Genomic DNA, 12,829 nt, shown 5'->3' with positions numbered 1-12,829 from the left:
GGGAATCGATTGCGGATCGATCACGGACGGCTTCCGGGCCCGGGCGGGACCCTTGCGGGATCGCCCCGGATCCGCTGAACTGACGTACCGTCAGATCAAGGGAGGAGGGCCCGATGCAGACCGTCTGGCTCAGTGGGGCCGAATGGCTCGCCGTGCTCCGGATAGGCCTCGGCCTGTGGTGGCTGGAGAGCTGGCGGCACAAGGACAAGAAGGGCTGGTTCGAACGCGGCACCGGCATCGCCTGGGCCGCCGACGTCGCCGGCAAGCACCGCTGGCCGTTCGTGAAGGGCGGCTTCGAGAAGGTCGTCCAGCCGCGCCCGCGGCTGATGGCGTACATCGTCGTCTATGCCGAACTCGCCCTCGGCCTGGGCCTGGTCCTCGGCTTCCTCACACCGATCGCCCTGGTCGGCGGCCTGCTCCTGAACCTGCTCTACCTGATCCTGATGATCCACGACTGGGCCGAGCAGGGCCAGAACGCGATGATGGCCCTCATCTCGCTCGTCGCCCTCTTCGCGATGGCCTGGCAGACCTGGTCCCTCGACGCGGCGACGGGACTCTTCCTGTGAGTACCCGCTACGACCTCCCCGAGATCGACGACTTCACCCGCCCCTACTGGGACGCGGCCGCCGAGGGCCGGCTCCTGCTGCGCCGCTGCGCGGACTGCGGGCGGGCCCACCACTACCCGCGGGAGTTCTGCCCGTTCTGCTGGGCCGGCGAGGACCGGGTGGCCTGGGAGCCGGCGAGCGGCCGCGCCACCCTCTACACCTGGTCGGTGATCCACCGGAACGACCTCCCGCCGTTCGGTACCCGCGTCCCGTACACGGCGGCCGTGGTCGACCTCGCCGAGGGCCCGCGGATGATGACCGAGGTGGTGGACTGCGCCCCGGCGGACCTGCGCATCGGGATGCCGCTGCGGGTGACGTTCCGCGAGGCGGCGGAGGGGGTCCACGTAGCGGTGTTCCGCCCCGGGAACTCCTGACGGAACGGGTGGCGGACGTCCTCCCGCTCAGTGATCGGTGGAGGGCGACCCCGCCGAGGCGTGCAGCAGCAGGTCGCGGGTCGCGCAGTGCCGTGGCGACCGGATCACCGCGGAGCGGTACGGCGAGCGGATCGTCCGCCTGACGCAGCGTTGGGTCAACGCAGTGCCGTGCGAGACCTCCCGGATGACCGAACACGAGGCCCGCGCCCTGTCGGCCTCCCCCAGGGAGGCGGTCGACGCGGCCGACGCACTGGCAGCGCTGACCGGCGCCTGACCTCGCAGTTTCGTTCGGCGCGGCCCCCATTGGGCCCAACGGGTCCCAAGGGGGCTGATCTGCGCCCCTCCCGCCCTCGTCCACCGCTAGGGCCAGAGCAGCTCGCGGGTCCAGCCGCCGCCGTCCCCGTTGCGGCGGTAGCGCAGCCGGACGTGCCGGCGGGCCGCGTCACCCTGGAAGAACTCGACCTCATCGGCGTCCAGGACGTACCGGGTCCAGGTCGGGGCCGGGGCATCCGGTTCGGCGCCGGCCCGCTCCCACGCCACCGCCGAGGCCTGCGCCAGCTCCTGTACCGAGCCCAGCGCCTCGCTCTGCCGCCCCGTCAGCGCCGCCGCGAGCGCACCCCGCGAGCGGACCGCCAGGTCCGCCCGGCTCTCCTCCGGCCCGCAGACGGTGACCCGGCCGCGGATCCGGATCTGCCGGGCCACGGCCGGCCAGTAGAACCCGAGCGCTGCGTCCGGGTGCGCGGCCAGCTGCCGGCCCTTGGCGCTGGTGGCGTGCGAGGCGAAGTGCCAGCCGTGCCCGTCGGCGTCGTGCAGCATCAGGATGCGTACGTCGGGCCGCCCGTCGGTGTCCACCGTCGCGAGGCTCATCGTGTGCGGCTCCGCCTGCCCCGCCTCGGCGGCATGCAGGAACCACTCCCGGAACAGCGCCAACGGCTCGGCGGGCGCGGCCTCAGGATCGAAGCCGGGCAGCGGGCCGTCCCACACGCGCAGGGAGTGCAGGGCGGCGTGGAACGCCTCGATGTCATCCATCCCCTGATCTTCGCAGGGAATCCCGGCCTTCAGGCCGGGCGGGAATGCGATCCTGGAAGCAGAGGCGCGGAGCGCCGGAGTGCTCTGCGCCTCTGTCGGTGACGGTCAGGTGGGCCGCTTCTGGTTCTCGATGTAGTCCTTGATGATGCTCAGCGGTGCGCCTCCGCAGGAGGCGACGAAGTAGGACGGTGCCCAGAACACCGAGCCCATTGCGATGCGGTTGATCCGGCCGGTGTACTCCGCCCGCAGGTAGCGGGAGCTGACGCCCTTCAGGCTGTTGACCAGCTTGGACAGGGCGATCTTCGGCGGGTAGTGGACGAGCAGGTGGACGTGGTCGCCCTCGCCGTTGAACTCCCGCACCTCCGCGCCGAAGCTGGCGCACACGTCCCGCATGATCGCTTCGCAGCGCGTCAGCATGTCTCCGTCGAAGATGTCACGCCGGTATTTTGTGACGAACACCAAGTGGGCGTGCAGGTTGCAGACGACGTGATTTCCCCGCCGGATATCAGGGTCCGGTTCCCAACGCGGTGACATGCGCCAAGGGTAGTGTGATCAGGTGAACTCGACCGGAGGGGGGGTTGTGATGATCCGTGCGTACAAGTTTCTGATGCGGCCTACCGCCCGGCAGCAGGTCGCTCTGGGCGACATGCTGCGGGATCACTGCGGCCTCTACAACGGCGCGTTACAAGAACGCCGTGACGCCTGGCGGCATGTGTCGAAGACGACCGTGAAGTACGGCATGCAGTCCGCCCAGCTCAAGGACATCCGGGCTTTCGACCCGGAGCGTCACGGCCGCTGGTCGTTCAGCTCACAGCAGGCGACGCTTCGCCGGCTGGACAAGGCGATGCAGGCGTTCTTCCGGCGGGTCAAGGCCGGGCAGACGCCGGGCTATCCCCGGTTCCGTGGCGTGTCCTGGTTCGACACGGTGGAGTTCCCGAAGGACGGCGACGGCTGCCGGTGGGACTCCCTTCCCGGGCACGCCACCCGCGTACGGCTGCAAGGTGTCGGGCATGTCAAGGTCAACCGGCACCGGCCGGTGGCCGGCAAGGTCAAGACGGTGTCCGTCAAGCGCGAAGGCAAGCGCTGGTTCGTGGTGCTGACCGCCGAGCAGGCCCAGCCCGAACCACTGCCCAAGACCGGGTCCGTAGCCGGAATCGACGTGGGCACAGCCAACTTCCTCGCCGACTCCAACGGCGAGTTCGTCCCCAACCCCCGTCACGGGCGCCGCAACGCCGACACCCTCGCCGAAGCCCAGCGAGCCGTGGCCGCCTTCCCCCGCATCCGCCGGGACAAGCGGACGAAGAAGCACCGCGCCGCCGTGGCCAAGGTCGCAGCCCTGCACGGCAAGGTCCGCCGCCAGCGTCTCGACCACGCACACAAAACCGCCCTGTACCTGGTCCGGCAGCACGACGTCATCGCGCACGAAAAGCTCAGCATCGCCAACATGGTGCGCGCCCCGAAGCCCAAGCCCGACCCCGACAACGCGGGGGTGTTCCTGCCCAACGGGGCCGCCGCGAAAGCCGGGCTGAACAAGTCGATCCACGATGCGGGCTGGGGGGTGTTCCTCGCGATCCTCACCGCCAAGGCTGAAAGCGCCGGTCGGGCGACGATCCCCGTGGACCCCCGCAACACCTCCCGAACCTGCCCCGAGTGCGGGCACGTCTCAGCCGAGAACCGCACCACTCAAGAAAAGTTCCACTGCGTGGCCTGCGGCCACCTCGCGCACGCCGACACCGTCGGAGCGATCAACGTTTTGAACCGGGCCGGGCTGGTCCGCTGCAACGCCAACCCGGCGTAACAGGAAGCCCCGTCATTTATGGCGGGGAAGAGTCACCGAATCACGTGACCCGGCTTCGGCATTCGCCGGATCCGGAGCCCCTGTCGTTCCTATGATGTGCAGCCTTCAACGACTCGAGGTGGGGGCCCATCATGCACAACTGCGGCAGCAGAGCGAGCGGCGCGAGCGGTACGGGCGCGATACGCGGCAGACGGCGCGGCGGAGCGATCCGCCGCATCGCGGTGGCCCTCCTGGTGGCCTGCACGGCGGTGGCCTGCGGCCCGGCGGAGAGCGGCGGCCCCGCCGTATCGCTGCCGCCGAGACCCTCGCTGAGCGTGTCGGCCTCCCCGACACCGTCCCCCTCACCGACGCCCACGCCCTCCCCGTCCGCCACCCCCACACCCGCCGCCACGACTGCCGAGCCGCCGGCGCAGACGCCCGACGCGAAGCCGGCCCCCACCCGTACGCTCTCGTCCGGCTCGTCCGGCTCCACCGGGGGGAGCGGCAGCGCACCGAAGCCGCCGGCCACCAAGGCGCCGACGCAGGAGGCGACCCCGCCCGCCGGCGGCACGTGCGAGATCGTCTCCAACGCCGGGAACTGCTACAAGGCAGGGCAGTTCTGCCGCAAGGCCGACCTGGGCAGGTCCACCCACGCCGAGAACGGCCGCCTGATCCACTGCCGCCTGGACGGCAGCCAACCCCGCTGGCAGTACTGAGCGGCGCGCCACGTTTCCTGTTGAGTGATGGGCGCCGTTGGTTGCTGTCGGCCGGGATGTAGGGGTCGGGGTCGGTGTGCTCGACGCCGACCGCGCGGCCCCCGATGCCCCCGACCGACCTCCCGACCCCGAGTCGACAGCCCCCGCCGCCCCCCCAGCCCCCGCCCCTACCCCCGCCCCAAAATCACCGTCCCCGACGAGCAGAACCAGCCGCCCGTGCCCGATGCCAGGGCCACCTCCGGGAGGCGGCCGCCACGCTTGGTTACCTGGCGGGTCGGGCCTGCCTCGCCGCGGAGCTGGCGGACCGCTTCGACCAGCAGGAACAGGCCGCGCATGCCCGGGTGGCAGGCCGAGAGGCCGCCGCCGTCGGTGTTGACCGGCAGTTCCCCGTCCCGTAGGAGGCGGCCCTTCTCCACGAAGGCCCCGCCCTCGCCCTTCGCGCAGAAGCCGAGGTCCTCCAGGGTGACCAGGGTCATGTACGTGAAGGCGTCGTAGATCTCCGCGAGGTCCACGTCCGCCGGGGTGAGGCCCGCCCGCTCGAAGGCCAGGCGGCCCGAGACCGCCGCCGGGGAGACCGTGAAGTCCTCCCACTCCGACATCGTGGTGTGGGAGACGGACGTGCCCGTGCCCAGGATCCACACGGGGGACTTGGCGGTGTCCGGTACGTAGTCCTCCGCCGCGAGCAGCACCGCGCAGCCGCCGTCCGAGCGGATGCAGCAGTGCAGCTTGGTGAACGGGTCCGCGATCATCTCGCTGGAGAGGACCTCGTCCACCGTGAGCGGCGTACGGAACATCGCATCCGGGTTCGTTGCGGCGTTGGCCCGCGCCTGGACGGCCACCGAGGCGAGCTGCTCGAGCGTCGTCCCGTACTCGTGCATGTGGCGGCGGGCCGCCATCGCGTACTTGGAGATCAGCGTGTGCCCGTACGGGACCTCGAATTGGAGCGGCCCCCGCGCTCCGAACGAGAGGTTCGAGGTGCGGCGGCGGGCCTTGATGTCGGCCCGCGCCGTCGAGCCGTAGACGAGCAGTACGGCGTTGGCGTGGCCGGCCGCTATCGCGTCCGCCGCGTGCGCGGCCATGACCTCCCAGGCCGATCCGCCCACCGAGGTGGAGTCGACCCAGGTGGGGCGCAGCCCCAGGTACTCGGCCACCTCGACCGGCGCGAGGATGCCGAGGCCCGCCGAGGCGAAGCCGTCGACGACGGAGCGGTCCAGGCCGGAGTCGGCCAGGGCCCGCCGGGCGGCCTGCGCGTGCAGGGCGTACGGGGTGGGGCCGTCCACCCGGCCGCAGTCCGAGAGGGCGACGCCGACGACGGCGACCCGGCGGCGTCCGTTGCGAGGTTCAGGCGTGGGTCCAGGCATGCACCAGACCGTACATTTGACGTACCGTCAGTTTCTAGTACACGCAACCCTGTCCGCCCGACACCCGAGCCCCCCGCCCCCTGTGCATCCGTCGCCGCCCGCTCTAACATGACGGCCCGTCAGATACGGGGAGGAGTCCGACGATGGATGCCGCCTTCACCGCGGAGCAGGACGAGATGCGCCGCACCCTGCGCGAGATCCTGGGCAAACGCTGCGGCCCGGACGAGGTCAAAGCCGCCGTCCGCACGGCCGCCGGACACGACCGCGAGCTGTGGCAGCAGCTCTCCGCGCAGCTCGGCCTGCCGGGCATCGCCGTCGCCGAGGAGTACGGGGGCGTCGGCTGCACCCCCGCCGACCTGGCGCTGGCCTGCGAGGAGACCGGGCGGGTGCTGCTGCCCTCGCCACTGCTGGCCACCGCCGTGCTCGCAGTACCGCTGATCACCGCCCTCGGCACCGCGGCCCAGTGCTCCGCACTGCTCCCGCCGCTCGCCGCCGGCGGGCTCACCGCGGCCCTCGCCGTCCCCGGCCCGGCGCTGTCCACCGCCCTCGCGCTGACCGGCGAGAACGCCCCCGGGGAGTGGGCCGGCGGGGGCCGGGCCGGCGGGGTCCAGGCCAAGGCCGGTGAGGACGGCGGCTGGCGGCTGTACGGGGAGGTTGCCCAGGTGCTCGACGGGCACAGCGCCTCCCTGCTGCTGGTCGCCGCGCACACCGGCGGGTTCGCCCGGAGCCGGACCCTGCTGTTCCTCGTACGGGAGGACGCCCCCGGGCTCGTCCGGTCGCGGCAGGCCACCCTGGACGAGACCCGGCCGCAGGCCCGCATCCAACTCCGCGACACCCCGGCCGAGTTGCTCGGAGCCGATACCGGCAGCAGCGCTGACGGCGGCGTCCTCGCCGCGCTCGCCGCCACCGGGCGTACCGCAGCCGCCGTCCTCGCCGCCGAGGCGGTCGGGGCGGCCGGGCAGGCGCTGGCCCGCACGGTGGAGTACGTACGCCAGCGCGAGCAGTTCGGCCGGCCCGTCGGCTCGTTCCAGGCGGTCAAACACCGCCTCGCCGACCTCTACGTACACGTACAGGCGGCCCGTTCGGCGGCCTACTACGCCGCCTGGGACCCGCAGCAGGGCGGCCTCGCCCTCGCCCAGACCCTGGAGGCCCTGCGGGTCACGGCCGGCGAGGCGATCCAGCTGCACGGCGGCATCGGCTTCACCTGGGAGCACGACGCACACCTGTACTTCAAGCGGGCGGCGGCCGACGAGCTGCTGTTCGGCCCGGTCCACCGCCTGCGGGCGCACGCCGCCCACCGCGCGGGCCTGTTCACCACCCCACAAGAGAAGGTGGCCGTCTGATGGCCATGGCAGCCGGCGTCAAGCTGATGCAGAAGGTCTCCTCGACCATGCTGTTCGCCAAGATCGCACCGCACTTCATCCCCGCCATGGACAAGGCGGTGCACAAGCTGACCCGCGGCAAGGTCATGCTCAGTGCGCAGATGCTGCCCGGCGTGATCCTGACCGCCAAGGGCGCCAGGACGGGCGAACCGCGCACCACACCGCTCGCCTGCATGCCGGAGGAGGGAGGCGTCAGCTGGCTCCTCGTCGGCTCCAACTTCGGCCGCCCCGGGCACCCGGCGTGGACCGGGAACCTGCTCAAGCACGCTGACGCGCACGTGAGTTGGAAGGGCCAGGACATCGCCGTACGGGCCCGGCTGCTGGAGGGCGAGGAGCGCGCGGCGGCGTGGCAGGCCGTGCTGAGGTTCTGGCCGCCGTACGCGACGTACCAGGCGCGCATCGAGCGCGAGATCCGGCTGTTCCGCCTGGAGCGTCGCTGATCGGGGCGGACGGCCGACAGCCGAGGGAGGGAAGGGGGAGGTAGGGGAGGAGAAGGGGAGGGGGAGGGGGAGGGCGGCTTGGAGAGGGCGGCGGACCCCGGGGAGGGTCCGCCGTTACTTGGTCGGCTTCTTGCCCGTGATGCCCAGGTGGACGAGCAGTGCCAGGTTCGGCTTGAGCTCGGCCTGCTTGACGCCCCAGGTCTGGAAGCCCTTCTGGTGCGAGGCCACCGCGGCCAGCATCGCGACCAGCGAACCCGCCATCGCCGCCGGGCTGAGGTCCTTGTCGACCTTGCCCTTGGCCTGGAGCTCCTTCATCGACTCCGTGAGGGAGTTGGTGACGGAGTTCAGGATCTTCATGCGGATCTTGTAGAAGCGCTTGTCGCCCTCGGCCGCGCCGAGGTCGACGACCCGCAGGATCGCGTCGTTGCGCCGCCAGAAGTCCAGGAATCCCTCGACGAGTTCCTCGGCGGCCTGCCAGCCGGCCTTGCCGACCCAGTTGCGGCCCTCGACGAGCGCCGTCAACTGCGCGCCCTCCGTGGCCATTTCCTCGGCGATCTCCAGGACGGCGCCCTCGACGTCCGGGAAGTACTGGTAGAAGGTCGCGGGGGAGGTGCCGGCCTTGCGCGCGACGTCGATCACCTTGACGTCGCGGTACGGCGAGGAGCTGAGCATCTCGCTGAGGCAGTCCAGCAGCTTCTGCCGCGTTGCCTGACCGCGCCGGCCGGCAACGCGGCCGTCGACGGTGCGTACTTGTCCTGTCATGCCGTCAGCTTACCGAGGGGTGATCTGCGCGCGATTCGGCCGCCTGCAAATGGGTTTCGCGACACCTGGCCTGGGCGAAGCTCGCACCCCGGGCCCTGTCGGGTGGCCGTTTCCGGCCGGGATCTGCTCGGAATCCGCCCGGAGCCCGGGCGGGCGAGGCCCCGAGGAGGTGCCGGTTCCGGGTACGTCCCGGGCGGGTCCGGGGCGGATCCGGTGTGAAATCCGAGCGGACGCCCGCCCGGGTGACCCGACCGCTTCCTCTCGGTATCCCCCGATTAGTCTTGTCAACAGGCTGTGGACAAGTTTTCGGGCAGATCATGGCTGAGGGGCACGGGGCAAAGGGCACAACGGAAGGAAACGGGCCATGGCCGCATTCGCGGAGGGCACACCCTGCTGGGTGGACGCCTCGCTTCCGGACGTCGAGGCGGGCAAGCGCTTCTACGGTGAGCTCTTCGGGTGGACCTTCAGCGGCAGCGCCGGCCCCGAGTACGGCGGCTACACCCAGGCCTACAGCCGCGGCCGCAACGTCGCCGCCCTCGCCCCCAAACCCGACGGCCGCATGCCCACCGTCTGGGGGATCTACCTCTACACCTCCGACGCCTACGCGTGCGCCGCCCGCATCCGCGCCTCCGGCGGGCAGATGGTCATGGACCCCCAGCCGGTGGGCCCGTACGGCGCCGCCGGGCTCGCCGCCGACCCCGGCGGGGCCGTCTTCGGCCTGTGGCAGCCCGGCACCCACCACGGCTTCGAGGCCCAGCAGGAGCCGTACACGTACTGCTGGAGCGAGGTCTACACGCGGGCCCGCGACGCGGTCGACGTGTTCTACGCCAACGTCTTCGGCTACGTCCCCGAGGACCAGGACGACGCGGGCACGGGCGTCGAATACCGCCTGTGGTCCCCGCCCGGCAGCCGGCCCGGCGCGGAAACCGCCGTGATGGGGCGCAGCCTGATCACCGACGCGTTCCCGGAGATCATGCCGGCGCACTTCCTCGTGTACTTCGCCGTCCCGGACTGCGACGAGTCCGTCGCGATGGTGAAGCGGCTCGGCGGCCGCGTCACCGCCGACCCCTTCGACACGCCCTACGGGCGGATCGCGGTCGTCGCCGACAACCAGGGCGCGATGTTCGCGCTGCTCTCGGAGCCCCGTAGCGGGCCGATGGACTAAGCGGCCTCGGGGAAGTGGGGCACGCCCCCGCGCCGCCCGGCCCGGACTGTGACGACACGGCCCCGGCGCGGGCCTGACAGAATCGGGGTTGCGCGACCCCGGGCGGCGCCCGGGGTGAGACGCTGCACGGGGCCGACCGCCGTGCCGGCGCGCGTGCAGGTGGAAACGGGCCCGGCAAGGGCTCGTACGGGGATTGTGAGGCGAGTGGTGGAGCAGCTGACGCAGCACGACCCGAGACGGATCGGCCCCTTCGAGGTGCTGGGACGGCTCGGCGCCGGCGGCATGGGGCTGGTCTATCTCGCGCGGTCGGCATCCGGACGCCGGGTGGCGATCAAGACGGTGCGGACCGAGCTCGCCGAGGACCAGCTGTTCCGGGTCCGCTTCACCCGCGAGGTGGAGGCGGCGCGCGCCGTGTCCGGCTTCTACACCGCGGCCGTGGTCGACGCCGATCCGCGGGCCGCCGTGCCGTGGCTGGCGACCGCGTACGTCCCGGCGCCCTCCCTGGAGGAGATCGTCAACGAGTGCGGGCCGATGCCCGCCCAGGCCGTACGGTGGCTCGCCGCCGGCATCGCCGAGGCCCTGCAGTCCATCCACGGCGCCGGCCTCGTCCACCGCGACCTGAAGCCGTCCAACGTGCTCGTCGTCGAGGACGGCCCGCGCGTGATCGACTTCGGCATCGCGAGCGGCGTCTCGAACACCCGCCTGACCATGACGAACGTCGCCGTCGGCACGCCCGCGTACATGTCGCCCGAGCAGGCGAAGGACTCGCGCAGCGTCAAGGGCGCCAGCGACGTCTTCTCGCTCGGCTCGACCCTCGTCTTCGCCGCGACCGGGCATCCGCCGTACCACGGGGCCAACCCGGTGGAGACGGTGTTCATGCTGCTGCGCGACGAGCCCAACCTGGAGGGGCTCCCGGACGAGCTGCGGCCGCTGATCGACTCCTGCATGCAGATGGACGCCACCCAGCGCCCGACCCCGGCCGACCTCCAGGCGCAGCTCGCCCCGCACCTCTTCGAAGGCGGCGACGAAAGCGGTACCGCCTCGGCGTGGCTGCCGGGCCGGGCCGTCGCGATGATCGAGGCCCGGCGGGCGGGGCAGCGTACGGCGGCCGCGCCCGTCCCCGCGCCCGGCCGCCCCGCCGGGCGCGCCGCCGAGGCCGCCACGCACCGCCGGGAGCCGCGCGGCGGCGCCGACCCGTGGGTCGACCCGCGGACCGGCCAGGCCGTCCCGCAGCGCCCGCAGCACCCGCCGAGGCCGACGTCCCCCGCGCCGTCCCCTGCGCCGTCCGGCGAGCCGGTCCGCCTCGGGGGCTCCCCGGTGCCGATCGGGCCCGGGCCGCGCGCGAGCGCCTCGGCTCCGGCCGCGCATGCGTCCGCCGCCGACTCGGCGACCGGCTGGGTCCGCCCGCCGGGCGGCGTGCCGGCCGCCTCGCACGCCTCGGTCCCGGCCCAGGCCTCCTCCGCCGCGTCGGCCGTGGTGCCGTCCCCCGGCCCGGCCCCGGACAGCGGCCGCTGGCGGCCGTGGCGCTTCCGCATGTCGAACGAGGTCTGGGGGACCCCGACCGTCGCCGGAGACCTGCTCTACGTGACCTCCTTCGAGGTGCACGCGCTGGACGTGGCCAGCGGCCGCCGCCAGTTCAAGACCCGCGACGTGGCCTGGTCCATGGCCGTCGCGGACGGCCGTATCCACGCGTCCGACGGCCCCTCCCTCTACGCGCTCGACGCCTCCGACGGCTCCGAGCGGTGGCGGCTGAACACCGACGCCTGGGTGTACGCCCTGCGCGCCGACCGGGGCACGGTCGTCACCGCCACGCGCGGGGGCGGCGTACAGGGCTGGGAGGCGTCCAGCGGCCAGAAGCTGTGGGAGCTGACCGGCGCCCAGAGCGATTTCGAGACCCCGGAGGCGGCCCCCGTCCTGCACGAGGGCACGGTGTACGTGTGGCAGGACGCGCGGCTGCGCGCCCTGGACGCCCGCAGCGGCCGCGAGGCCTGGTCGTACCCGGTGGGCGACGCGGCCTCCTGCGGCAACGTCCCGGTCCGGGTCACCCCGGCCCCGGACGGCAACGTCTACATCGCCGCCGGCACCCGCGTGCTGTCCGTGGACCGGGCCTCGGGCCGGGTCCGCTGGCACTTCGAGGCCCCCGCGGTCTTCCTGGCCGCCCCGGCCTTCGCGCCCGGCGCGGCGGTCACGGGCGGCGGGGTCTACCTCGCCGACTACCTGGGCACTGTCTACGCCCTGGACGCGGCCACCGGCAACGACCGCTGGCGCATCGCCACCGAGCCGCGGCCCTCCTCGGACCCGGTGCTGGTCGCGAACGGCAACGTCCACCTGGGCGCGGGCAGCGCGCTGTACACGCTCGACGCCGTCACCGGCACCCCGAAGTGGCGGTTCGCCGCGGGCGGCGAGATCACCGGCCCGCCGGCGGTCGCGGACGGCCGCGTGCACTTCGGCTCCGCCGACCACTGCCTGTACACCCTGGACGCGGCGGGCGGCCAGCTGCGCTGGAAGCTGGCCACGGGCGGGGAGATCACGGGCGCCCCGGTGGCCGAGGCGGGCGTGGTCTATGCGTGCAGCAAGGACCGCTGCGTGTACGCCCTGGACGCCGCCAAGGGAACGGGGACCCGTACGGCCGGGTGAGGGTTTTCGGGCCCCTCCGGGTCGCGCGCAGTACCGGGAGTGACAGGATGGACCCCATGAGCAACGTTTACTTCGACATCAACATCGACGGCAAGCCCGCCGGCCGCATCGTCTTCACCCTCTTCGACGAGGTCGTCCCGAAGACCGCCCAGAACTTCCGCGAGCTGGCCACCGGCCAGCACGGGTTCGGCTACGCGGGCTCGCCGTTCCACCGCGTCATTCCGCAGTTCATGCTGCAGGGTGGCGACTTCACCAACCAGAACGGCACCGGCGGCAAGAGCATCTACGGCGAGAAGTTCGCCGACGAGAACTTCCAGCTGAAGCACGACCGCCCGTACCTGCTGTCGATGGCGAACGCCGGCCGCAACACCAACGGCTCGCAGTTCTTCATCACCACCGTCGTCACCCCGTGGCTGGACGGCAAGCACGTCGTCTTCGGCGAGGTCGTCGAGGGCTCCGAGATCGTCGACGCGATCGAGAAGCTCGGCTCCCCCTCGGGCACCACTCGCGGCAAGATCGAGGTCGCGGCCTCGGGCGTCGTCGAAGCGGTCTGATCCCCGTCAGCACCACTGCCTGACCCG

14 protein-coding genes are annotated in these 12,829 nt (G+C 72.4%); 10 read left to right on the top strand and 4 right to left on the bottom strand.

Annotated elements, in window-relative coordinates; genetic code table 11:
* Nucleotides 1–113 precede the first annotated feature (113 nt).
* Genes AB0M76_RS13435 through AB0M76_RS13425 form a run of 3 tightly spaced genes read left to right on the top strand, consistent with a single transcriptional unit; the run spans nucleotide 114 to nucleotide 1,253 of the window.
* Nucleotides 114–566: a DoxX family membrane protein gene (locus tag AB0M76_RS13435; protein ID WP_365953003.1), complete on the top strand. Its 453-nt coding sequence runs from the start codon at nucleotides 114–116 to the stop codon at nucleotides 564–566.
* A complete protein-coding gene (locus tag AB0M76_RS13430) occupies nucleotides 563–979 on the top strand; it encodes a Zn-ribbon domain-containing OB-fold protein (protein WP_365953002.1) in 417 nt (138 codons plus the stop codon). The genes AB0M76_RS13435 and AB0M76_RS13430 overlap by 4 nt, the downstream gene beginning before the upstream one ends.
* Before the next feature lie 37 nt (nucleotides 980–1,016).
* A complete protein-coding gene (locus AB0M76_RS13425) occupies nucleotides 1,017–1,253 on the top strand; it encodes a hypothetical protein (protein WP_365953001.1) in 237 nt (78 codons plus the stop codon).
* Between the two features lie 86 nt (nucleotides 1,254–1,339).
* On the opposite strand, the gene AB0M76_RS13420 is transcribed toward AB0M76_RS13425, so the two are convergent.
* Nucleotides 1,340–2,008: a pyridoxal 5'-phosphate synthase gene (locus AB0M76_RS13420; RefSeq protein WP_365953000.1), complete on the bottom strand. Its 669-nt coding sequence runs from the start codon at nucleotides 2,006–2,008 to the stop codon at nucleotides 1,340–1,342.
* A gap of 105 nt (nucleotides 2,009–2,113) precedes the next feature.
* Nucleotides 2,114–2,542, bottom strand: a complete 429-nt coding sequence (gene tnpA / locus AB0M76_RS13415) for an IS200/IS605 family transposase (protein WP_365952999.1) — start codon at nucleotides 2,540–2,542, stop codon at nucleotides 2,114–2,116.
* A 49-nt stretch (nucleotides 2,543–2,591) separates the two neighbouring features.
* Between tnpA and AB0M76_RS13410 the strand changes: the two genes are divergently transcribed.
* Both AB0M76_RS13410 and AB0M76_RS13405 read left to right on the top strand, forming a co-directional pair.
* Nucleotides 2,592–3,806 carry a transposase gene (locus AB0M76_RS13410; RefSeq protein ID WP_365952998.1) on the top strand — a complete coding sequence of 405 codons (1,215 nt, stop codon included), beginning with the start codon at nucleotides 2,592–2,594 and terminating at the stop codon, nucleotides 3,804–3,806.
* Between the two features lie 131 nt (nucleotides 3,807–3,937).
* Nucleotides 3,938–4,501 carry a hypothetical protein gene (locus tag AB0M76_RS13405; protein WP_365952997.1) on the top strand — a complete coding sequence of 188 codons (564 nt, stop codon included), beginning with the start codon at nucleotides 3,938–3,940 and terminating at the stop codon, nucleotides 4,499–4,501.
* A 167-nt stretch (nucleotides 4,502–4,668) separates the two neighbouring features.
* On the opposite strand, the gene AB0M76_RS13400 is transcribed toward AB0M76_RS13405, so the two are convergent.
* The gene (locus tag AB0M76_RS13400) at nucleotides 4,669–5,862 is read right to left on the bottom strand and encodes an acetyl-CoA acetyltransferase (RefSeq protein ID WP_365952996.1); all 1,194 of its coding nucleotides are present in this window, start codon (nucleotides 5,860–5,862) and stop codon (nucleotides 4,669–4,671) included.
* A gap of 143 nt (nucleotides 5,863–6,005) precedes the next feature.
* On the opposite strand from AB0M76_RS13400, the gene AB0M76_RS13395 reads away from it, so the two are divergent.
* The gene (locus AB0M76_RS13395; RefSeq protein ID WP_365952995.1) at nucleotides 6,006–7,205 is read left to right on the top strand and encodes an acyl-CoA dehydrogenase family protein; all 1,200 of its coding nucleotides are present in this window, start codon (nucleotides 6,006–6,008) and stop codon (nucleotides 7,203–7,205) included.
* A gap of 5 nt (nucleotides 7,206–7,210) precedes the next feature.
* Nucleotides 7,211–7,684, top strand: coding sequence for a nitroreductase family deazaflavin-dependent oxidoreductase (locus AB0M76_RS13390; protein WP_365953195.1), 474 nt, complete (start codon nucleotides 7,211–7,213; stop codon nucleotides 7,682–7,684).
* 114 nt (nucleotides 7,685–7,798) lie between these two features.
* Here the strand turns inward: AB0M76_RS13390 and AB0M76_RS13385 are convergent, their stop codons facing one another.
* Entirely contained in the window at nucleotides 7,799–8,446 is a 648-nt protein-coding gene (locus tag AB0M76_RS13385; RefSeq protein WP_365952994.1) for a TetR family transcriptional regulator, read from the bottom strand.
* Nucleotides 8,447–8,810: 364 nt separating this feature from the next.
* Between AB0M76_RS13385 and AB0M76_RS13380 the strand changes: the two genes are divergently transcribed.
* The 3 genes from AB0M76_RS13380 (at nucleotide 8,811) to AB0M76_RS13370 (ending at nucleotide 12,802) form a co-directional block, all read left to right on the top strand.
* The gene (locus AB0M76_RS13380) at nucleotides 8,811–9,611 is read left to right on the top strand and encodes a VOC family protein (protein ID WP_365952993.1); all 801 of its coding nucleotides are present in this window, start codon (nucleotides 8,811–8,813) and stop codon (nucleotides 9,609–9,611) included.
* Nucleotides 9,612–9,815: 204 nt separating this feature from the next.
* Entirely contained in the window at nucleotides 9,816–12,248 is a 2,433-nt protein-coding gene (locus tag AB0M76_RS13375) for a PQQ-binding-like beta-propeller repeat protein (protein WP_365952992.1), read from the top strand.
* Between the two features lie 56 nt (nucleotides 12,249–12,304).
* Entirely contained in the window at nucleotides 12,305–12,802 is a 498-nt protein-coding gene (locus AB0M76_RS13370; protein WP_365952991.1) for a peptidylprolyl isomerase, read from the top strand.
* Nucleotides 12,803–12,829: the final 27 nt, after the last annotated feature.

The sequence above is a fragment of the Streptomyces sp. NPDC051364 genome (assembly GCF_040682115.1).
In the GTDB taxonomy this organism is placed as follows: domain Bacteria; phylum Actinomycetota; class Actinomycetes; order Streptomycetales; family Streptomycetaceae; genus Streptomyces.
Note: the sequence above shows the minus strand (reverse complement) of the source record. Positions and strands in the feature narration are given on the sequence as shown.

Excerpts from the sequence above, each read along its gene's own strand:
- AB0M76_RS13435 (WP_365953003.1), top strand. The coding sequence starts at position 114 with ATGCAGACCGTCTGGCTCAGTGGGGCCGAATGGCTCGCCGTGCTCCGG.
- AB0M76_RS13420 (WP_365953000.1), bottom strand. The coding sequence starts at position 2,008 with ATGGATGACATCGAGGCGTTCCACGCCGCCCTGCACTCCCTGCGCGTG.
- tnpA (WP_365952999.1), bottom strand. The coding sequence starts at position 2,542 with ATGTCACCGCGTTGGGAACCGGACCCTGATATCCGGCGGGGAAATCAC.
- AB0M76_RS13410 (WP_365952998.1), top strand. The coding sequence starts at position 2,592 with ATGATCCGTGCGTACAAGTTTCTGATGCGGCCTACCGCCCGGCAGCAG.
- AB0M76_RS13405 (WP_365952997.1), top strand. The coding sequence starts at position 3,938 with ATGCACAACTGCGGCAGCAGAGCGAGCGGCGCGAGCGGTACGGGCGCG.
- AB0M76_RS13400 (WP_365952996.1), bottom strand. The coding sequence starts at position 5,862 with ATGCCTGGACCCACGCCTGAACCTCGCAACGGACGCCGCCGGGTCGCC.
- AB0M76_RS13395 (WP_365952995.1), top strand. The coding sequence starts at position 6,006 with ATGGATGCCGCCTTCACCGCGGAGCAGGACGAGATGCGCCGCACCCTG.
- AB0M76_RS13390 (WP_365953195.1), top strand. The coding sequence starts at position 7,211 with ATGGCAGCCGGCGTCAAGCTGATGCAGAAGGTCTCCTCGACCATGCTG.
- AB0M76_RS13385 (WP_365952994.1), bottom strand. The coding sequence starts at position 8,446 with ATGACAGGACAAGTACGCACCGTCGACGGCCGCGTTGCCGGCCGGCGC.
- AB0M76_RS13380 (WP_365952993.1), top strand. The coding sequence starts at position 8,811 with ATGGCCGCATTCGCGGAGGGCACACCCTGCTGGGTGGACGCCTCGCTT.
- AB0M76_RS13370 (WP_365952991.1), top strand. The coding sequence starts at position 12,305 with ATGAGCAACGTTTACTTCGACATCAACATCGACGGCAAGCCCGCCGGC.